Source organism: Desmonostoc muscorum LEGE 12446, assembly GCF_015207005.2.
Classification (GTDB): domain Bacteria; phylum Cyanobacteriota; class Cyanobacteriia; order Cyanobacteriales; family Nostocaceae; genus Nostoc; species Nostoc muscorum.
This window is the reverse complement of sequence record NZ_JADEXS020000002.1, coordinates 87,952-107,674: the sequence shown is the minus strand read 5'-3', so window position 1 is coordinate 107,674 and position 19,723 is coordinate 87,952. Positions and strand designations below refer to the sequence as shown.

The following is a 19,723-nucleotide window of genomic DNA, read 5'->3' as shown; positions in this document are numbered from 1 at the left end:
TCTCAGGTAAGCCTTTATTCTAATCGTAGCTTTCGGAGTATCTGGCTCCGCTCCTGAATTCTTTCTACAAATGCCTCCAAAAGTTCTTTCCAATGCTTTTTAAACTAATAACTTTGCTGTTATTAACAGATTCTTCTGTAGTGTTATCACCCAGCACAGAATCAGTTTCCAACAAAGAGTTCAGCAGTGATAGTTGATGCTCAATATCTGCTACATCGCGGTATATTCGAGATGGGTCTATTTTCATTCCTAAAGGTGTAGGAACGATTTTTAAATATTGGTTTAATGTCTCTAGATAATTTCTATTGGCAAATTGTCTTTCTGCTACATAAGGGCGCAAAATTTCCAGTAATTGGATAGCTCTTTTGATTTCTAGAGAATCAGAAGTACTATCAATTTGAGGTTGGCTTTCTCGGTAGCCTTTCATTTTCTTCTCAGCCACGAGATTGTGGAATTTAGAAACTGCTTGTTGAGTATTACCGAAAGAGTGAACTTTTTGCTGAGATTTGTAGCCTACCCTACCCCACTCAACAGTTAGATTGCTTTGCTCAACTTTTGCACTCCAGAATTTGTTACTGTTCTGAGCCGCATCTACAAATATTAAGTAAACTTCCATATTTTTGACATAATTTAGAGTAACGTATTGCCATATCAAATGAACATCTCAACAACAGATGTTCATTTGACAAAAGCTTCAAATCATTACTAATTTGGGAATACCTAATTAGTACGGAATCTAGAAGTACGAAGACCTTTCTTAGACACCTGCACAGGACTGGAAGCTGGTCGCGCAATCTTTGACCAAGACTGCATCCGCTCAACAGCAGCAGCATCTTGAACAGCTAAAGGGGTGATGTTTTGTTGGCAATTTTCTAAATCAGCCAGTGTAACCTGCTGAGGTCTTCCCTCATCGAAAGCCAGGAGTGCTGCTTCTGATGCCAGGGTTTCCAACTCAGCACCACTAAACTTGTCGGTGCTAGCAGCGATCGCCTCTAAATATTCCTGCGGAACTTCTATACCAAAGCGTTCTAAGTGAATCTTGAGAATCTGGCAACGTTCCAACTCAGTAGGCAGGTCAACGAAGAAATTCTCATCAAACCGCCCTTTCCTCTTGAACTCAATAGGCAGCGCTGTTGGGTCATTACAAGTTGCCACCACAAACACCCCCGCCGTACATTCAGACATGAAAGTGAGGATATTTCCCAGAATCCTTTGTGAGACTCCAGAGGTATCGCCATTAGCTGAAAGTGCTTTCTCGACCTCATCAATCCACAAGATACAGGGTGCGATCGCTTCAGCAGTCTTGAGTGCGCGGCGGACATTGCCCTCAGATTCTCCCACCAAACTACCAAGCATTGAGGCAATGTCTAATTGCAGCAGTGGAAGATTGAGTATGGTTGCAATGTTTTTCGCCACTATCGATTTACCCGTCCCTGGTGGCCCTGCCAGTAACACACCTTTAGGCTGAGGTAGATTTAGCGATCGCGCTTCTTGAGAAAATAATCGGCTGCGGCGTTGCAACCAATCCCGCAATAAATCCAAACCACCAAAGGGTATGGTCGCCAATTTACCCAATTCAATACCCATCTGAGACAGTAGGCGGGTTTTGTATTCGACAACCAAAGGGATGACCGTAGTATCAATTACTATACCTTTAGAAGTTAATCGCTCCTTAACAGTGAGCCGGAGAAAGTCGCTAATTTCCTCCAAGGTTAGCCCTAAAGCTGCTCTTGCCAAGGTTTCTTTATCTTCAATGGTGAGAGATACGGTAAAAGTTACCTCTTGCTCACTGGCAGATTCTTGCAAGTATAGTAAATATGATTCTAAGTGGTCTTGAATTTGCTCAATGCTGGGCAAAGGAACTTCACAGCAAGGAATTAGTCTCAGCAGGGATTCGTGCAGTTGAATGTTTTGACCTAAAAACACAATTCGCTTTTCAGTCGGTTTGAGGCGATGGTACAAGTTTTTTACTCTAGTGAGGATTTCCCAACTCAATTGCAGGGAGTTTTTACCCACAAAAGGGTGAACATCTCCCAGGATAAAAACTCCATTACTACCAAAATTATTGATGTACTCGAACACATATATTAAAGGGTCTATGTTATGAGGCTTTTTATACGTCTCGACTGATTTGAATACCAGTCCACCGTCGTCAGCAATCAGACATTGCTCCAAGCCGGAAACTCCCAAATTCCAGAAGTATACAGGACTGTTAAGTTTGTCCATCACTTCAGTAGTTAACCACTGAATGATAGTGGCTTCTTCGGGGGACAGAACATCTATTGCCACGATGGGTATTTGAGAATCAATGGTGGTAATCAAGTTTGATAGTTTCATTGTTGCGAATTTTGATCGGGTACGGGAGAAAGTTTTTCGTGAGTGGTAACAAGATGCACGACTACTTCGTAAACTTCGGCATCGCCGTTAAACACTTCAGCAACTCCAGAAGAATTTGGATGAGCAATCGCGGAAATTAGGGCATTGAGTAGCGCGCACAGTCCTTCCGCGTTTCCTTTGAGAATTACTGGTTGCCGCGCTCCTTTTGAGGGGTAAATATGGAGCATCGGATAATCTTCAGGTAGTTCGCTCATAGAAAAATTAATTGTGCGGGGGGACGAGCAAAATCCCCCCATCAAATGTTTATTGGTGGAATGGCACGTTTAGGTGAGGGATAAGGAGGAGTTATTGAAGATATCTCTCCCTTGTCTCTCTTGTCATCATTTATTGGTACAGTCGTTGTTGATGAGTAATGATGCTACGAAGCTGTTGCTGAGATTCTGGTTTGTAAATGCGATCGCCCTGCACCACACCCAAAGCTTCCTCAAAGGGTTGGGTTGCTTCTAGACACGACAAACCCTCAAATCCCTCGGCTTCTATTTTCACTTCGCCTGTAGCAGTGTCAAAATGTATCAAGATTGCCCGTTCCATAAGTTACCTCCGTATTTGTTGAGTTTGCTGGTGTGCTGAAAATGCAAGACGCAGGGTATGTACCTGACCGTTGGTTTCTTCTGTGATGGTGCATTCTCCCAGATGTTCTTGTAACTGGGCTGCTTTAGCGCGAACCATCTTCTGTCCGTAGGCTTGTATTAAGGTGTGCGAAAAGAAGTCTTCTCCTAGTCGGGGTACAGTTTCATAGGCATCATGGATGAGTTGATACACCCCTGCCTCTTGATCCCACATAAACCCGATATCTGCACGGACACTTAAACTACGACCAGGGACAACAATCTCAGCGCTTTTCCCCTGGGAGTCGTCGTAATAACCTCTCAGCGATTGTGGTTTTTCATAAACTTGGACAGTAAGCTGCAAATCTTGTAGAGCTTGTACTAAACATTCACGGTTAGTTAGTTTTGTGGTGACAGTTGAAAAATGTGACATTTCCTACCTCTAAATACTGTGGACTGGTAAATTAATGGGAACAGTGGTGATAGACAAGGAAGCAAAAAGTTCCTACCTATCACTTCCCCTCTTAGTTCCGTAGCAAGCTTGGGAAGTGTAGGCGTATTGTCTTCCTCTACAACGCCACTTGCTTACTGCTGTGGAAACCCGTCCACCGCAGTGGCTCCCTCACACCTCGTTTTCGATCAACGACGATACAGACACGTTCTCGATTGTTTTTTCTAACGAAGTTTGAGAGACATCGCTGTAGCTCTGGTTAATCCCATGCCTTCATCACTTGCTAATCGTTGAAGATGGCGTTGTTCATCCAGAAGCTTGGAGCAAATTTCATCCATTTTTTCCTGTAACTGAGAACGCCCTTGTGAATCGAGCTTTTTGGCATCCACAGAAGCGTTTTCGAGAACATTTTCTAGATGAGCCATCATTTGTCCAAGGCTGCTACCAGCTTCAAAACTGGCGTTAGCCAAAAGCATTTGGACTTTTTTGAAATGGCGTTCCATCTTTTTCTTGAAGTTGACTGGCTTGCGTCCTGGTTCCCAATTGCTCAAATCTTCGAGCAACTGGGCTGCTAGTTGTTCACCTCCTGCGATCGCTGATTCCCTCAGTGTTTGTTCTAAATTTCTGTCATACTGTTCGATAAACCGAGTTATTTGCTCTAAGCATTCAGCTTGTTTCTCTGACAATTGTTCACTGATGGCGGGAATAATAACAGGACGACCAATTACTACTTGTAAATAGTCCTCTAGTTCCTCTAAACAGGGAAAAGCTTTGGCTAAGTTCTGCTTAACTTCTTGTTGTTGTTCTATAGATAACTGCCAAGCATTGAGTGAGAGAAATTTGTCAATACGTTCTTGATAGTCTGTGTACCCCTTTTCATACTCTTCTTTCAGTTGAGTGCGTAAAACAGGTGCGATATTATCTCGAATTCCGATTAGTTGATTCCAGACCAAGGGCGCTAAGTCTATAGAACAAATCCAATCACCATTGTCATAATTCATCCATTCTTGGACTGAAGCAATTTCTTGCCTTAATTGGTTTGCTGCTTCGTCTAAAGCTTTGAAAACTTTGATGCCCTTTAAACCAACTTCTGAGGTTGTAACCTTCACTAAGTCAGATTCTTGTTCATCTTGAGAATATTTGAGAACATCTGTCCATTTGGGAGCATTACTCTTGGTTGTCTTCTTTAACTGAATCTTGAAACGGATGCGAGTTTTATTCAACTTAGAGATGTTATATCTTTCAACAACAGCGTCTTTTAGAAAGGTTTCGCTTGAATTTGTAATCACTGATTGTACCACATTTACTAGGAATAATAATGTTTTTTACCTCAGTAAAATAAAGCGTCAGCTTTACCTTTTCGCCACTAAGTTTGGCTATAACTTTATTCACGCAAATCATTTAAATGGTTACTAAATATAGATAAAGTTGATTGTATGTTAAAATCAATATGAAACTAAAAAGCTGCTAAGATCAGATTATTCGCAGAAATATTGTAAAAAAAAGACAGTCTTTCTATAGTTAGTAAGCAGTTCTTAAAGTGAGCAAACGTTTCATAAGACATTATCTATTTCATAATCTAGCAATCATAAGCTAATCGTCGTTTTTTTTCCAGATTTATTCGCTTTTAGTAAGGGCTGAAGCCCTGCTTTCATGCAACTTAAATTTTCATTAGCTTATTTTATTTGTGAAAATTACAAGGCACAGAACCCCGATTTATTAGATAAATCGGGGTTCTCATTGTTCACGAATGATTAATCGCAATTGTGTGTCGAGATTGCTATACACAATTATCACCGGATAACTAATATCCGTTGTCTAGCCCGTGAGCTAGAAACATAGTACAAACGATTAAACTCTCTAATCTTGGCCAGTACTGCCTTACTGTCATCTCCTCGTTCTGGATAAAGTCGCTTACTCAAATCTTTACCATCAATACCCGCTTCTAAGAAAGTGCTACCTTGGCTATTGTGAACAGTTAATGCAAAGCAGTTTCTGATGTTGGCAAACTGCTCTGAATGTTTGTAGTACTGCTTCCACAGAAAGGGATTACGCTTGGCACTTTTGAGTAAGCGTTTGGTTTCTTGATCAAATTGTTTTTGCTCATCTTCATGCAGAACATAGATTTGACGCACAATCCCTTCATCTGTCTCTACCTTTAACCTCCAAGTATCATAGTTGTTATAACGATCCCCAAAAACATCTAAAACAGTAAACTCTGTAGATGTAGAAAGAATCGTAGTTTTACCATCAGGAGCCATCACAGGATCTCTGGTGATTAATCTCTCTCCAGGAATAAAGCGATTGAGATTTTCACCATATAAATGTGTGCGAATCTGCTGATTGTAAAAGTCAACCTGAGTATTAGTCCAGGATAAAATTCGGAAACAATCTGGGTTTTGAGCAAATTCTCTCTTCATCTTTTTGCAAGCATAACGCAGCAAAGTTTGACGTTTAACCATCAGCGCCCCATTACTTTTATCAGGCAGATATTTGGCATAAGGCTCAAAAGGAAACTTGCTCTTGGTAACTGCATAGCGAGAAGCAGTGACAAACTCTAATAAGGGACTACCAGTTCCTTGACGCACAACTTGAGTCAATACTGCTTTATCTGGCACTTGAAAACTAGGGGATTTTCCTTCATTAACTGGATTTAACTGTGCTGGGTCGCCCATGAGAATAATTTTGATTTTTGTCCAGGTGGATGATTGGTTAGCAACATCCTCAATCCAGTGCCAGAGTTGTTTGCCAATCATGGAACATTCATCAATAAAGACAACATCAAATAGATTGATGTAAGAAGGCCCAGTTTGGTCAAGTACTTTCTCTTTACCTCTAGTTACCATACCCAGTCCTAACAACTGGTGAATGGTGAAGAATTCTACCCCAGTTACGCCATTTTCTGCCGCCATACGTTGCAGCACACCTACAGCTTTATTAGTGGGTGCAGTCAGTACAACTCGCTTACCTGTGGCAACAAGAACTTTAACTAGTTGGAATACAATAGTTGACTTGCCGGTTCCGGCATAGCCAACCAGTAGAAATAAAGCAGCCATCACGGTTGGCTGTATAAATGTCCATATTGCATCTAAAGCTTTTTGCTGCTGCTGGGTGAGTTGAAATGGAAAAGAACCTGTTGCAGCGAAAGTAGGAAGTGTTTGGATCATCATTGCTTCGCTAATTCCATTAATTGATCCACTCAATGCAGCGATAGCTGTTGGTTTTGCTTCTCCAAAAAACAACACTCCTTCTGGTTTGATGAATATGTTTCCATATCCATTCGGCATCATCAGCAATCAATATATTGAAAGTTTTTTAACATTCAGATGATTTAGTTAAATCTGGAGTTGCACATATATATTTTTCGATTAAGGTAAACATCCCCAATGTTAAATTTATTGCTACTCGGAAATCCTACTTTAATTCTTCTCATTACAAATTTTCGCGCATGTCACCATATGACTTCACTACGCATTAATACGTATCCAAATATACTAAAGTCTTATTACACTGAAAATAGTTTTTAGCGTAGGCGTGGCCTGCCGTAGACATCGCTCGTTTTTTATCCGGTCTCACTCTGGAGCGTTGCTCCCATCTCTATGTTGTTGATCAAACAAAAATACCTGCCTTACAGAACTGCATTTTTCAGCGTGGGAGTAACCTTGCTAGTCAAGTTGGGACTAGAGCATCTAACTGGAATCACAAGTTCTTTCAGCTTGTGGCTGATTGCTATCTCTATAAGTACTTGGTACGGTAGCATCATTTCAGGATTGACATCAGTGTTTTTGGCTGCTTTAGCTAGTCATTACTTTTTTACAAATCCATCTTCTACTCTCGATAGTCTAGAATTTGTATTATTTGTTATCGAGGGTCTATTAATCAGTGCGCTAACTGCTAACTTCCAGTCATGTAAACAGCAGTCAGATACTGATAAAACAGAAGCCCAAATCAATCTAAAAGATTTATTACAGAGTCAGCGTTCACTTCGTCAAGGTGAAGAACTATACCGAACATTAACCCAAAATCTACCCAATGGAGTAGTTTTTCTCTTTGATCGAGATATGCGCTTTATGGGTGCTGAGGGTACAGAACTGCAAATCTTTGGTTTACCAAAAGAAGAGTTCCAAGGTAAAACGCTGCACGAAACTGTTCTCCCTGAGACTTACGAACTGATAGAACCAGCTTACCGTAGTACCTTACAGGGTACTCCAATGTGTATTGAAATTCCTTATAACAATCAAGTTTATCTAATACAAACTTTTCCAGTCAAAGATGAAAATAGCAAAATTCTGACGGGCTTGGCAATCTTCCAAAACGTCACGAACCGCAAACAAGCAGAAGCAAAAATTATCAAGTTAAACCAAGCTTTAAATCGACGAGTTAAAGAACTACAAACTTTGTTAGAGGTGATTCCAACTGGCATTGGCATTGCAGAAGATCCAGAATGCCGAACTATTCGAGCTAATCCGGCTCTTGCCAAACTGCTGGGCATACCTGTTGACGCAAATGCCTCTCTCAGCGCTCCCAATGATGAACGTCCAACTAACTTTAAAGTTTATCAGTCAGGCAGAGAATTAGCTCCAGAAGAACTGGCTATGCAATATGCTACCACTCATGGGGTGGAAATACTGGATTCGGAAATTGAGGTGGTTCGTGATGATGGTGTGAGAATTAACCTATCGCAGTATGCTGCCCCTTTATTTGATGAAGATGGAAAAGTGCGGGGGTGTGTAAGTATATTTCTAGATATTACCCAGCGCAACCAGGCAGAAAAAAAACTGCAAGCGGCTAGAGATCAGTTACAGACTGTACTGGAGGCTGTACCTGGAATTGTATCTTGGGTCAGTTCCGATTTGTGCTATCTAGGTGTCAACAAGCACTTAGCTGATAGTTTTGATTTGTCTCCCGAAGCTTTTGTTGGTCAGGATATTGGTTTTTTAGCTAGTGGTAATGGGTTTCGTGAGTTCGTGCAAAATTTCTTTGCTGGAGATCAATCTGAAGCATTATATGAGTTGAAATCCATAAGCGCAGATCGTAGTTATTTAATTGTGGCTCAAAAATATGACCAGAACAAAGCCGCATTTTTAATCGGCATTGATATCACTGAACAAAAGCGTGTAGAGGAAGAACTGAGACAAAAGACTGAGGAACTGGCAGAAATAAATCGAGTCAAGGATGAATTCGTCGCTGTCTTGTCTCATGAGTTACGCACTCCCATGCATAATCTCCACGGTTGGGCGCAACTATTGCTAACTGAACATGAGATGGATGAAGCACTGAAAATTGAGGGACTGGAAACGATTGAACGGAATGCCCGTCTACAAGTTCGCTTAATTGACGATTTGTTGGATCTGGCTAGGATGCAGAAGGGCGAGATGAATTTGGAAATCGAACCTGTTGACCTAGCAAGTGTAATTCGGTCAGCAGCAGATACTATTCGATTGTCAGCCGAAACAAAGGGCATTCAAATTAAGTTACATCTTGATACTGGTGTGTCCAAGGTTTTAGGTGATGCCATTCGTTTACAACAAGTGGTTTGGAATTTGCTTTCAAATGCAATCAAGTTTAGTTCCAAGAATGAAAGTGTAGAGGTGAGGTTGGAACAAGTTGAGTCTCAGGCTCAGATTACTGTTATTGATCGAGGGAGGGGCATAGAAGCAGAATTTCTACCATTCGTCTTTGAACGGTTTAGTCAGCGTGACGCTTCAACTACTCGTTCTGCTGGTGGATTAGGGTTAGGACTTGCGATCGCTCTGACAATTGTAGAACTCCACAATGGCAAGATCACAGCAGCCAGTGCGGGATTCGGCAAGGGTTCGACATTCACGGTGAGGCTACCTATCGTAACAATGACAAAGCAGTTGAGTAATGATGAACTAGTAGTAGGAGAATTGCTGTATGGGAATAAGGAAATTGCCCAATTGCAGAACTTGTGCATTCTGGTTGTAGATGACGATGCAGATGCTCGGATGTTAATGCAGACTGTTCTCCAAAGCGCCGGGGCAGATGTATTAGTGGCAGCATCAGTAAAAGAAGCGTTGGCACTTTTAGAACAGCAATCGCCCGCTCTACTGATTAGTGATATCAGTATGCCAGATGAGGATGGCTTTACCTTGATTCGTCAGATTCGCTCCCGCACTATAAAGCAAGGGGGACAAATTCCAGCGATCGCTCTCACTGCTTTTGCTGAAGCCAAAAATGAGCAACGTATTTTAAAAGCAGGGTTTCAACTTTTTATTGCCAAGCCAATTGAACCAATGGAACTTGTGGACAAGATCATTGAGGTATTAAAAACTTGATCAACAGTATAGCAATCACCTGACGGCATTCGTGGTGAGTTAACTGAAACTCACGGTTATTGCAGCGAATGGTAATGTGATAACAGTATCCTGGTTTGATCTCACGGGGTTTTCTGGACATCTTTCAGCTAGCGAGTGAGGTATTCTTGCTTGAATACCCCACTTATTACCTTACTATTCCTGTCAAATATCGCCTGACTAGCATGGTAGTATTTGGCGGGGGAAGTCATGGTGTGTAAGATGGCAATAGAACTGTATCCATCATCCTTTCGTTGCGACTGTGGGCATCAATCGGATTTCTTTGAGAATACCGTCTCTGATATGAAAAACATGAGCATCCGTAAACGAGTCACTTTAGGAGACTCTGAAGATAACGAACACAGAATTGTTTTTTTCAAGAGTAAGGCAATAGAGATTATTTGTCCCCAACTCGGAACCTGCACAATAACCGACTCACAGTAACGGGCTTTAGAGATGAGTCACCACGCCTCACTGTCAGAACTCGATGCCCTCTTCGCCTCCCTCCACCATTGAGCCTTGAGATGATAATTGTAAGATGAGTGCTATGCTGACAGAATTTACCCTCGCCAGCTTCAAAAGCTACAGTACAAGCCGATTGCCCCTTGGGTCGCTGACAGTACTAATAGGTGCAAACGCCGCAGGTAAAAGTAATGCCCTTGAAGGTCTGCGCTTTCTGTCATGGCTAGCACAAGGGCAAAAACTCTCCAGCATTCAATATGCAGTAAATAGTGCAGAGCGCGTTGTACGCGGTCGAGTAAATGATTTGTGCCATAGAGGAGAGTCAAATTTTACCATTGGTTGCTATTTGGACTCAACACAGTGGAATAAACTCGATATAACCCTCAATGTGCGTGACGGAGAACTGCACATTAGTAGTGAGCGGATCATTGGCTCGACAAGTCAACTTCCACTATATGACCTAGATCAACCCTCTCAAGGAGCAGGGACAGATGTTGGTGTCGCATATAACAACTTTACAAGGGGAAAAAATAAACCACGAGTAACGTGCAGCGATCAAATGGCTATATTCGTGCAATTAGATAGCCCTGCCCGTTTTGATGCAAAATACCCCAAATCTCAAAAGACTATTCCTGAGACTGTCCGCGAATATCAACGAGTCTTAAAGAATATCTTATTTCTAGATCCCGTCCCCGCCAAAATGCGCGAATACAGCTTCAAATCCGATAAGCGATTACAAGAAGATGGTACAAATCTTTCTAGTGTTTTATTTCGCTTGTGGGAAAACAACCCCGACAATCAACAGGCAATTCTGAACTTTATCCAAAGTCTACCAGAACAGGCTATAGATGGGCTAGATTTTCTTTTCGGTCCACGGGATGAAGTCTGGTGCGGCTAGCGGAAACCTTTGGTAATAACCGTCGCTATTGTGAGGCAGCATTATTATCCGATGGCACTTTGCGGGTATTGGCTATAACTGCTGCTATGCTATCGACGACCCGTTGGTAGTTTAGTCGTCATCGAGGAAATTGACAACGGTGTTCATCCTAACCGTGCCAAGCATTTACTCACCAGTATCCGCGATATTGCCGAGCAGAGGAAGTTACGAGTGCTGCTTTCTACCCACAACCCAGCCCTAATGGATGCCTTACCCGATGCGGCTCTCGGTGATGTAGTGTTTTGTTTCCGAGATCCAGAGTCAGGAGATAGCCGCCTTGTACGGCTTGGGGATATGTACGATTTCCCAAGTCTGATATCTCAGGGGCGCTCGGTCAACTGGTAACTGCTGGGGTAGTAGATCGGTTCGTTAAATCGCCGCACACACCTGAAGACAGAAAACAGCAAGCTATGGAATGGCTGTCTCGTTTGCAGGAGTACGGCAATGAGTAGTATCTGCCTGATAGATACCAGCATATTCCTCGAAATACTTAACGTCCCCAACTATAATCAGCATAGAGCATTAGTCCTCCAAGATTATCAGACTTATTTTCAATCTGGCTGTACTTTTTTGTTGCCTATGGCGACGATCCTCGAAACAGGCAACCACATTGCCCAAAACGGCGATGGCACAATGCGAAGGAAAACTGCCCTACGTTTTGTTAAAGAAGTTAAAGAGGCATTCACAGGCGTAGCTCCCTGGAGACCTACTACATTCCCAAACACGGCAGAGATATTGGAGTGGATTGACCAGTTCCCGGATCTGGCTGGCAAAAACAAAGCTCCTAATAAGCAAGAAGGAACCAGTTTCGGTGATTTTAGCATCATTCAGGAATTTCATAAGTCCTGTAATCTCTTTCAAATGAGTGAAGTGTTTATCTGGTCGCTAGACAGCGATTTACAGAATTATCACCAAAGGGGAAAATGACAATACTTAGCATCAGCATCGAGATTAGGGCGAACGCATATTGTCATTAAGAAGTAGGTGTTATCAACAAATTCTCAAATAATCGCATTAAGCAATGCTAACTGACTTATCACTCAGTTAGCTTTTTGACCGTCGCTATCTCCCTGCTTCAAAATTATTGCATTAATTAATTTTTCTATTTTCAAATTCTGAATTATCTGAATTTAGTAAAAAGAAATGTATTTTAACCAGTGCATAATGCATAACCTCTAGCGTTGCTGTCCTAGTCTGAGTAGACGGTCATTTAAGGCGATTCTTCCTAATTCAGAAATAACCTCAACTGGAACACCAACAGATGTAGCTGCTTCTGGGATTGTTACTCTGGTATTTCGCAACAGGTCTAAAACTTGCTGCATTTTAAGAACAACTGGATCGCTTTTGTTGGTGTAACCCCGATTAATAGCAATTTTCAGCCCGGTTTCAATATCATCTACTCTAGCTCTGCGATTTTTATCTATTAAGAGTGTCTGTTGTCCAGCGATTGCGCTACTTTCAGAAGCTGTTCGGCGTCTACGTGCAGTGCCGAAGCCTATCGGAGACGCTGCGCGTAGCTTGCTTCCCCGTAGGGGTACGGCAACGTCTTCTGGTGCGTCCGCTATGCGTAGCTTGCTTCCCTGTAAGGGTACGACGATCGCATTTGCAATCTGAATACCTACATACCCAGTGTTTCTACTCACTGGAACGATATCGAAGTTGTAGAGTCGTTTTTGTCCCGTTTTGTCTACAGTTTGGACAAGTAAGTTAGTAATGGCAGTAGTGGTAGCCCCTGGAAACTTTAGCGGTTGGATTGGCCTCAGAAAAATGGTTGTAGCGCGTCCGCTTTTTAAATCTGTATCTGTGGTGTAGACCAGTCGTGAAGGGTCTGCTACCAAAATATAGGCGATCGCCTCGTCGGTTTGAGTGAAACTAATAGGCGTAGCACGTCCTGGAGTAACTTGAACCTGAATCCTATTACTTGCAGCCATATCCCGTTCAATCAAGCGATATGCAGAAGTTTGTGCTTGTGCCTGTACAACAGGTATCGTAACCCCAAATAATATTGTGGTGCTAGCAATAACAAGAGTGGCAAATTGTTTCATACCAATGAAAGAATTTTGGACTAGAAGTTTTGACTTATAGGCTGTTCTATTAATCTCAAAGATTAAGTTGTAGAACGTTCAGTTTGTATCTATTCAATAGCCAGGATGCTGTAGATAACTCAACTTCAATCTGTTTGAATTTTAAATTGCTGGCTACTTATACCAAATTAGTATCATCTTTCAACTTTCAAAAAACTATTGACGACAACTGAGACTTCTGTACCTTCAGGTAAAAACTGGATATTTGGACGTTGTAGTAATTCCTGCACTGCTTGGTCAGAGCGTCTAGACAGACGTTCACTGACTGGACTAAAAAAGCCTTCTAGCGCCGCCGCCCAAATCTGAGGATTAGAGTTACTAGTAATAGTACTTTGGTTAAAAGTGCCACTAGAAACAACAGTGCTAGATTGAGTGCGGGGCTGATTCACTATGCTTCCCACCTTACCCAAACTACTGAGTAATCCAACTAATAAATCTTGTTGGGCAATATCTGTCCCCACATCATTCAGCTTTTTAGCAATTAACGGTTGCTGTCCTCGACCGCGAATTAGCAAAGTCTCAGCCGGAATAGTTTCCTGTTTGACTGTGCCTTGGGAGTCAGGGTAAATAAGTGCGATCGCACTTGCAGATACTAAGTTATTCTTTTTACCTACTGCCACTGTTTTCGTTACTAAAACAGTACCAGCCGGGAGTGCCACCGTGCCATCTGTGGCTGTGAGAGGTTTGGTTAACTCAATAGCAAAGCGATCGCTCTTATTATTGCCTCCCTGATCCCAAATCATCGGCATGATAATTCTACCTGGGGCAGATGTACCCAGTGCTACCTCTTTAGTTTCATTTACATTGAGATCGGCTGGAGCTACAGGGGTGCGATTGAGGATACCTACCATTCCTGGAGTCAAGTTATCAGTTTTACTATCAGTGCTTTTGGAGCCAATTAAAACTGTTTGAATACCAGGGTCTTCGGGAGTGGAAATGGATGTCCTAGCTGTTGGTTTCAAGCCTGTTGGAGTTTGAGTGTTCACAGCAACTTCTGACTGAGTTTCAGCTGCTTTAGAGTTATCGATTTGCGACTGTCCCAGGCTAGCTAGTTGGCTCCACTGCTGGAAAGGATCGACATTACTTTCAGGCTGCCGTATTGGTGTTGAAGCTTGATAACTTACAGGATTTGGAGAAATATACCGTACTACTGGGGGCGCAGGTTGAGAAATTCTTACAGGAGTTATTGGTGTTATGCGTGATGTAGGAGTTGTGCGCGGTGAAAAAGTCTGAGGAGGCTGAGATGGCGTTCCTTTGGGTTTATTTTGTAGGGGTGGACTTGGAGATTTAGCCGCAACAGGTTCCACTTTGAGTTGTTGCCGTTGGTCTTGAAAGGCTAATCTGCTTTTCAGTTCGGCAGATTCATCTAAAACTGGTTCGTCTTTTGGAGATGTAGTAGGAGTTTGAACTACTTGTTTGACAGGAGGTTTCGGTTGGAGAAATCCAAACCAGATCAGTGCTACAGAGCCAATAACGATTCCCACTAAGGCAACTACTGAACCTAGTCGAACACGGGAGCAATGCGATTTTGTGAGATGACCCCACCTGGAGAGCGATCGCTAATAAACTCTTACGTATATATTTAGTATTTTATACAAAAGTTGCAGCAATATTGCTTAGAAGATACAACCTGCTACCAAAAACAAAGTTTCTGTACATTGTTGCTACTAGAAAAAAAGGTAAAATTTCCTTTCAGGAATAGTTTTGAAATAGGAAGTATCTACCTTTATGAAAAAAAATATATCTGCAAATTTAAATTTTGCCGATTCATTATCAGATTTTCAAAAGGATGTGACTAACCTTTTAGATTTGAAAAATATCGAGGAGTGGTCTGGAAAAATAGTTAAAGAAAGAGAAGAAAAAATTAGACAGGCTGCCTTAGTTTTAGCGGGTCAATGTATCGCCATATTATTGCATAAGCTTTCTCAATCAGAGTCGGCTCATCAAACAGCAATTAATCAAACCAAAGGATGGTGGCATACCGACACACAAAGACACGGTTATACGAAGAGGGAAATATTAACAGTAGGTAATGTTGTAGTAAATCTTAAATTACCATACGTTGTTCAAAAAAGAGAAAAGAAAGCGAAGAATAAATCTACTAATGTTGGATTCTGCCCCTTGCTAAAATGGTTAGGAATGTCAGAAGGCTTGACCCCATTAGTTTGGTCAGATATTACAAAATATATGAATTATAGCTAGTTCTTTTGAAGCCGCACATACAATCCTGGGTGATTGGGGAATTAATATTAGTCTTAAACGAATTGAACGATTGACATATAAATTTGGTCAAATCAGCATTGATTTACGTCAAACTAAAATATCTAACTTGCAACAAGGTAAATTACCTGGTGGGAATATACTTAAAGACCAGAGAGTTGTGATTGCTGTAGATGGTGGCAGGAGTAGAATTAGGATTAATAAAAAAGGTAGAAAAAATCTCAAAACAAACAAGCACGGCTTTACAGGGGAATGGGTTGAGCCAAAATTATTAACAATTTATGTGGTTGATGAACAGGGTAAAAAAGTTAAAAATGGCGAAATAAACATTGTAAATGATGGCACTTATGAAGACTATAAAGGCTTTTTGCCAATTTTAGAAATGCATCTGATTAGTTTGGGAATTAGTCAAGCAAAACAAGTTTTATTAGTTGCTGACGGTGCTGAATGGATTTGGAAGCATATTCCCCCTCTTTTAAAGAAATTGAAATCTCCCGATGCGACTTATCAATTATTTGATTTTTACCATGTTACTGAACGGCTACAGAAATTTGCTGATGTAGCGTTTAGTGATGATAAGGAGCGGAATAATTGGTTTAAAAAAGCACGGAGAACTTTAAAAAAAGTAATGCCATGACCATAATTAGGCAGATGGATGAATTTATATCTGAAGCTACGGGAGAGCGTTGTAAAACTATGGTCACACAGAGAAATTACCTTTTACGTGCCTATCGTGAAAGGCGTTTAAATTACGCTAAGATACTAGACCAAAAACTACCAATAGGTAGTGGAGCAATTGAGAGTTTAATTCGTCAAGTTGTCAACTTAAGAATCAAGGGTAACAGTAAATTTTGGTTGAAAGAAAATGCAGAAATTATCTTACATCTGCGTTGTCAATGGATGGCTGGAAGTTGGGATAATTTTTGTGGTTCTATCTTTAATTCTTTTATCAAACCCCAAGCTGCTTGATAAATTTTATACTTTAATCTTGCCTTTAATTTACTTTTTGACATAATTCATACTAAGTATGAAAGGCTGATTGCAGATATTTTTATAAAAAATCGTCAAATGACTTGCTATTAATCTTTTTGAGATATTTCATCAAGATGAATTTTTGTGCAAACCAGTATTTTATTTGCAAATAAAATCACCTTGTACCTAAATATAATTTTTAGCGATGGCTACGCCCGCCGCAGGCATCGCTTGTTTTTGACCAGACCTCACAAAATCGCATTGCTCCCGTCGAACACTAGGTTTTTCTGCTAACGGTCGCTCTACCGCTCCTTCTGCATCTTGTTTCAAGCGATATTCTTCGGAAATGAGGTGATTTGCGGTAGGGTTATAACCTGCCAACAACTGCTCCTCTTCAGGGCTGATATCATCATCAGCGACCAAAGTGGCTTGGTTAGAGCGATGATTGCCGTTAGTACTGTTGAATCCCGGCGAAGAATCAGCAGAGTTCTCGTTTAAGTAGTCAAATTCATGGTTTTGATTTGAATTGGTCATAATTCTACCTTTTTCCTTTAGCGTCGTTGCTGAGAATTGAACTCAACCATCTTGGTAATTTGCAGTCCAGACGATCGCACTTCATAAATTTTCTGTTCTACCAGGGGGGCATCTTTACTTAAAGGAGATCGGGGAATCTCCACTGCTTGGACGGTAAATGTGCGGTTAAAAGGAATACGCTCATCTCTACCAGTAGTTCGGTCAACTAAGATACGGGTAGCAATCATGTCTATTTCCCATTCCCCAGGTCGTACTGCTCTCGGTTCTGACAAATAGGAAATAATAGTGGTGCTGCGAAGCTGACCTGAAAAGAAGCTAGTAGGAACTAATTCGGCAATCTTCGGTAGAGAAGCTTTGGCAAATTCCGGTTCTAGTAGCAGGGAAGCAAACCAAGTATTTGTGGGAATGCGCCCATTTCTACCAACTTGAATGCCTTGGTCTGGTTGATTAGTGCCAGTGAGTTTGTCATCCCAGTTAAATGTTAGAGTTGTCCAGTCACTAACTACTTTTTGAATTACAGCTGGATAGCGCCAGTTACGGTCTTGCTCGGAAATGTAGATTGTCTCGCCATTTACCAACTGGGCAAAGGTCGTCTTGCGATCGGCAATTTTATTGACCCTGAAAGCGGTGAATAGAGTTAATAAAAATATCAGACCGTTAAATGCAGTTAGGCAGATAAAGCAAACAGCTAGGAGGTTTTTGGCTTCTGGAAGCAATGGAGCTTGAAGTCGTTTAATTTGCAGAGTCATACCAAATGGGCATAAGTAGTATTGTTTGAGAATCCTGGAACAGCCTTGTGTTAAAGGTTTTTAATCTAAAATCCAAAATCCAAAATTGGTATTACCCCCTACGGAGTAGAGCAATACTGGTTGCAGTTCCAATGGCACTGCTAAAAATATCGGTTAAGCCTTTGACATTGGCAGAAATGCCGTTATAGATTGCCATTCCCCCACCTCCAGCTATCAATACCGCCAAAACTGGTGCAAAGATGCTCAGGAAACATAAAAATGCTACATCAGATGCTAACTCAGCACCAGACTTCACCAGCACGACTGCTGCTAAACCTACTAAAATGTTGTAACCAAGTTGAACACCAAACAAGGAAATAAACCCTGTCAGCCACGCCCAAATAGGACGACCTTGTAATGGCAGTAAAGATAAACCAACTGCGATCGGCGCAAATAATGCCGTTAGCAACAGAGCAGCTTCCAAAATATTTACAAAGCCCCATTGCAGGGCATACAGGATAAAGCGAATAATGGGGATGGCAGTATCTCGAAACACACTACCTGGATCATTGGCAAACTGAACAGCAGTACCGATTTGACCAGGCAAAGTTCTATTCCAGAGAAAACTAGCAAAATCTCGTAGTGGTTGGAGTGGAGATTTTGCTTGCTCTTCAGCTTTGGTAACAATTGCCTGTGCCTGGGCTTGCTTTGAGTTCCAGCATTCAACTAACTCTGTACCGACTTTTCCTTGACATTCGCTATAAAGGTTTTCTAGCTGTTGTCTAGCGATACTGCTAATTGCCACATTGGTAATAGCATCTCGAAATGTTAGTTCACCAACTTGAAGCTGAAGAACGCTTTGCACTTGGTTGTAAGCGAAGCCTCGGATAACAGTAATTGTCTTGGCCAGCATATTGCCGTTGGCTCCCAAGAAAATCATAATCACGAAGGGCCAAACAAAGATTGATGCCAGTTCTGACCATGATTGCTTTTCAATGATTTCCTTACCAGTGGTTAGCGCCACAAATAATATGCTGGCGGCTCCCAAGGTGATGCCCAATTTAATCAAGCCAATCCATAATGCCGAACCGAGCGGATCTAAAGTAACTAGCCACACGGTATTCCACGACTCAACTGTGGCGCGAGAAAGTTCTAAAGAACTGGAGATAATTTCTAGGGCATCGGATTCTCCGCCTGTTACTGGAAATGATTGAGCAATAATGTGGATCATGAGTGTCGAAATCAAAGCTACTACTGGTCAGAACCAAGGGTAATGCCACCAGGCATGATCAATAACCCCGCCTGTTGAGTGGCAGCATTACCGGCGGCAACAGTCTTACGGCGATCGGCAGTATTGATGGCTGAAAGTTCCTTGGCTGTTTGAGCGGTTAAGGTGTTACTCAATGCCCTGTCAATGCGTGCTTGCTGGGCTTCAATAAGCATCCGCTCGTTGACGCGACTGGTAAGAGCAGTCTGTTGGGATAGGTTTTGCAAAATCTGTTGGGTGACATCTAAACTTTGGGATTCCTCACCCAAGCTGACGCTTTCTTGAGTATCTTGTTGAGTAGCTTGCTTAATTTGAGCCATCTGACTTTGGGCTGTTTGGCTCAAAGTAGCCTGATTAGCGATCTCTGTGGCAACTGTTCTAGTAGCATATTTACCAAGGTCTTCACGGATACCATAAGAGCTTTGACCATTGGTTTTGTTTTCCAAAGTTTCAGACAGCACGGCACCAGGGTCGTTGTTGGCAGAACCGTTCATGATTCCAGCCAAAACTTTGTTTAAATCTGGAATTTGAATTGCACCCAAGGCAGAATTGAGCAAATTGCCAAGAGGATTAAATAGGTCATTTTGAGCGAAATTTTTGACATCTCCCACAAAATCATTGATTTGAGATGCTGTGTCTGAGGTGAAAATACTACCAGTAGTTTTGTTACTAACAGCAGCAGCTACCGGATCTCGACCGTTGTCTTGAGTGCGAGCAAGGGCTGGACTGGCGATAGAACCAAGTTCCAAAATTAGAATTAGTGCCATCAATCTGATAAAGGTAAGTTTAGATTTCATGATTCACCT

At 41.7% G+C, this 19,723-nt stretch carries 17 protein-coding genes and 2 pseudogenes; 6 read left to right on the top strand and 13 right to left on the bottom strand.

Features of this window, described 5'->3' with window-relative positions; translation table 11 throughout:
- Positions 1-64 precede the first annotated feature (64 nt).
- From IQ276_RS36750 to IQ276_RS36720, 7 genes are all read right to left on the bottom strand, one after another.
- Positions 65-616, bottom strand: coding sequence for a WGR domain-containing protein (locus IQ276_RS36750; protein WP_235116417.1), 552 nt, complete (start codon positions 614-616; stop codon positions 65-67).
- A 104-nt stretch (positions 617-720) separates the two neighbouring features.
- Positions 721-2,337, bottom strand: a complete 1,617-nt coding sequence (locus IQ276_RS36745; RefSeq protein ID WP_235116416.1) for an AAA family ATPase — start codon at positions 2,335-2,337, stop codon at positions 721-723.
- Positions 2,334-2,591, bottom strand: a complete 258-nt coding sequence (locus tag IQ276_RS36740) for a hypothetical protein (protein ID WP_179075915.1) — start codon at positions 2,589-2,591, stop codon at positions 2,334-2,336. The genes IQ276_RS36745 and IQ276_RS36740 overlap by 4 nt, the downstream gene beginning before the upstream one ends.
- Positions 2,592-2,721: 130 nt before the next feature.
- Entirely contained in the window at positions 2,722-2,928 is a 207-nt protein-coding gene (locus IQ276_RS36735) for a DUF2997 domain-containing protein (RefSeq protein ID WP_193926006.1), read from the bottom strand.
- A gap of 3 nt (positions 2,929-2,931) precedes the next feature.
- Entirely contained in the window at positions 2,932-3,378 is a 447-nt protein-coding gene (locus IQ276_RS36730) for a DUF1257 domain-containing protein (RefSeq protein WP_235116415.1), read from the bottom strand.
- A gap of 242 nt (positions 3,379-3,620) precedes the next feature.
- Positions 3,621-4,697, bottom strand: coding sequence for a hypothetical protein (locus IQ276_RS36725; RefSeq protein ID WP_193921162.1), 1,077 nt, complete (start codon positions 4,695-4,697; stop codon positions 3,621-3,623).
- A 492-nt stretch (positions 4,698-5,189) separates the two neighbouring features.
- On the bottom strand, positions 5,190-6,686 hold the full coding sequence (locus tag IQ276_RS36720; protein WP_235116414.1) for an ATP-dependent DNA helicase: 1,497 nt from the start codon (positions 6,684-6,686) through the stop codon (positions 5,190-5,192).
- 309 nt (positions 6,687-6,995) lie between these two features.
- Between IQ276_RS36720 and IQ276_RS36715 the strand changes: the two genes are divergently transcribed.
- From IQ276_RS36715 to IQ276_RS36695, 5 genes and pseudogenes are all read left to right on the top strand, one after another.
- Positions 6,996-9,695 (top strand): hybrid sensor histidine kinase/response regulator, encoded by a 2,700-nt coding sequence (locus tag IQ276_RS36715; protein WP_235116413.1) that lies wholly within the window; start codon positions 6,996-6,998, stop codon positions 9,693-9,695.
- 565 nt (positions 9,696-10,260) lie between these two features.
- Entirely contained in the window at positions 10,261-11,073 is an 813-nt protein-coding gene (locus tag IQ276_RS36710) for an AAA family ATPase (protein WP_235116412.1), read from the top strand.
- A gap of 78 nt (positions 11,074-11,151) precedes the next feature.
- Positions 11,152-11,259 (top strand): annotated as a pseudogene (locus IQ276_RS40530) (hypothetical protein); the annotation flags it as partial.
- Positions 11,260-11,283: 24 nt separating this feature from the next.
- Positions 11,284-11,457, top strand: a complete 174-nt coding sequence (locus tag IQ276_RS36700) for a hypothetical protein (RefSeq protein ID WP_235116410.1) — start codon at positions 11,284-11,286, stop codon at positions 11,455-11,457.
- A gap of 99 nt (positions 11,458-11,556) precedes the next feature.
- Positions 11,557-12,039: a hypothetical protein gene (locus IQ276_RS36695; protein WP_193916720.1), complete on the top strand. Its 483-nt coding sequence runs from the start codon at positions 11,557-11,559 to the stop codon at positions 12,037-12,039.
- Between the two features lie 248 nt (positions 12,040-12,287).
- Here the strand turns inward: IQ276_RS36695 and IQ276_RS36690 are convergent, their stop codons facing one another.
- Together IQ276_RS36690 and IQ276_RS40845 are read right to left on the bottom strand one after the other, a co-directional pair.
- A complete protein-coding gene (locus IQ276_RS36690; protein ID WP_235116408.1) occupies positions 12,288-13,157 on the bottom strand; it encodes a hypothetical protein in 870 nt (289 codons plus the stop codon).
- Between the two features lie 173 nt (positions 13,158-13,330).
- Positions 13,331-14,680: a TrbI/VirB10 family protein gene (locus tag IQ276_RS40845; RefSeq protein ID WP_235116407.1), complete on the bottom strand. Its 1,350-nt coding sequence runs from the start codon at positions 14,678-14,680 to the stop codon at positions 13,331-13,333.
- 244 nt (positions 14,681-14,924) lie between these two features.
- Here IQ276_RS40845 and IQ276_RS36680 point away from each other — a divergent pair.
- Positions 14,925-16,385 (top strand): annotated as a pseudogene (locus IQ276_RS36680) (ISLre2-like element ISCst1 family transposase).
- 189 nt (positions 16,386-16,574) lie between these two features.
- Here the strand turns inward: IQ276_RS36680 and IQ276_RS36675 are convergent.
- From IQ276_RS36675 to IQ276_RS36660, 4 genes are all read right to left on the bottom strand, one after another.
- Positions 16,575-16,922 carry a hypothetical protein gene (locus tag IQ276_RS36675; protein WP_235116406.1) on the bottom strand — a complete coding sequence of 116 codons (348 nt, stop codon included), beginning with the start codon at positions 16,920-16,922 and terminating at the stop codon, positions 16,575-16,577.
- Between the two features lie 17 nt (positions 16,923-16,939).
- A complete protein-coding gene (locus IQ276_RS36670; protein WP_228013462.1) occupies positions 16,940-17,671 on the bottom strand; it encodes a hypothetical protein in 732 nt (243 codons plus the stop codon).
- Positions 17,672-17,762: 91 nt separating this feature from the next.
- A complete protein-coding gene (locus IQ276_RS36665) occupies positions 17,763-18,896 on the bottom strand; it encodes a hypothetical protein (protein ID WP_235116405.1) in 1,134 nt (377 codons plus the stop codon).
- Positions 18,897-18,901: 5 nt separating this feature from the next.
- Positions 18,902-19,714, bottom strand: coding sequence for a hypothetical protein (locus IQ276_RS36660; RefSeq protein WP_235116404.1), 813 nt, complete (start codon positions 19,712-19,714; stop codon positions 18,902-18,904).
- Positions 19,715-19,723 lie beyond the last annotated feature (9 nt).

What these genes read in the sequence shown, in the direction of transcription:
- IQ276_RS36750 (WP_235116417.1), bottom strand. Translation starts at nt 616, where the DNA reads ATGGAAGTTTACTTAATATTTGTAGATGCGGCTCAGAACAGTAACAAA.
- IQ276_RS36745 (WP_235116416.1), bottom strand. Translation starts at nt 2,337, where the DNA reads ATGAAACTATCAAACTTGATTACCACCATTGATTCTCAAATACCCATC.
- IQ276_RS36740 (WP_179075915.1), bottom strand. Translation starts at nt 2,591, where the DNA reads ATGAGCGAACTACCTGAAGATTATCCGATGCTCCATATTTACCCCTCA.
- IQ276_RS36735 (WP_193926006.1), bottom strand. Translation starts at nt 2,928, where the DNA reads ATGGAACGGGCAATCTTGATACATTTTGACACTGCTACAGGCGAAGTG.
- IQ276_RS36730 (WP_235116415.1), bottom strand. Translation starts at nt 3,378, where the DNA reads ATGTCACATTTTTCAACTGTCACCACAAAACTAACTAACCGTGAATGT.
- IQ276_RS36720 (WP_235116414.1), bottom strand. Translation starts at nt 6,686, where the DNA reads ATGATGCCGAATGGATATGGAAACATATTCATCAAACCAGAAGGAGTG.
- IQ276_RS36715 (WP_235116413.1), top strand. Translation starts at nt 6,996, where the DNA reads ATGTTGTTGATCAAACAAAAATACCTGCCTTACAGAACTGCATTTTTC.
- IQ276_RS36710 (WP_235116412.1), top strand. Translation starts at nt 10,261, where the DNA reads ATGCTGACAGAATTTACCCTCGCCAGCTTCAAAAGCTACAGTACAAGC.
- IQ276_RS36695 (WP_193916720.1), top strand. Translation starts at nt 11,557, where the DNA reads ATGAGTAGTATCTGCCTGATAGATACCAGCATATTCCTCGAAATACTT.
- IQ276_RS36690 (WP_235116408.1), bottom strand. Translation starts at nt 13,157, where the DNA reads ATGAAACAATTTGCCACTCTTGTTATTGCTAGCACCACAATATTATTT.
- IQ276_RS36675 (WP_235116406.1), bottom strand. Translation starts at nt 16,922, where the DNA reads ATGACCAATTCAAATCAAAACCATGAATTTGACTACTTAAACGAGAAC.
- IQ276_RS36670 (WP_228013462.1), bottom strand. Translation starts at nt 17,671, where the DNA reads ATGACTCTGCAAATTAAACGACTTCAAGCTCCATTGCTTCCAGAAGCC.
- IQ276_RS36660 (WP_235116404.1), bottom strand. Translation starts at nt 19,714, where the DNA reads ATGAAATCTAAACTTACCTTTATCAGATTGATGGCACTAATTCTAATT.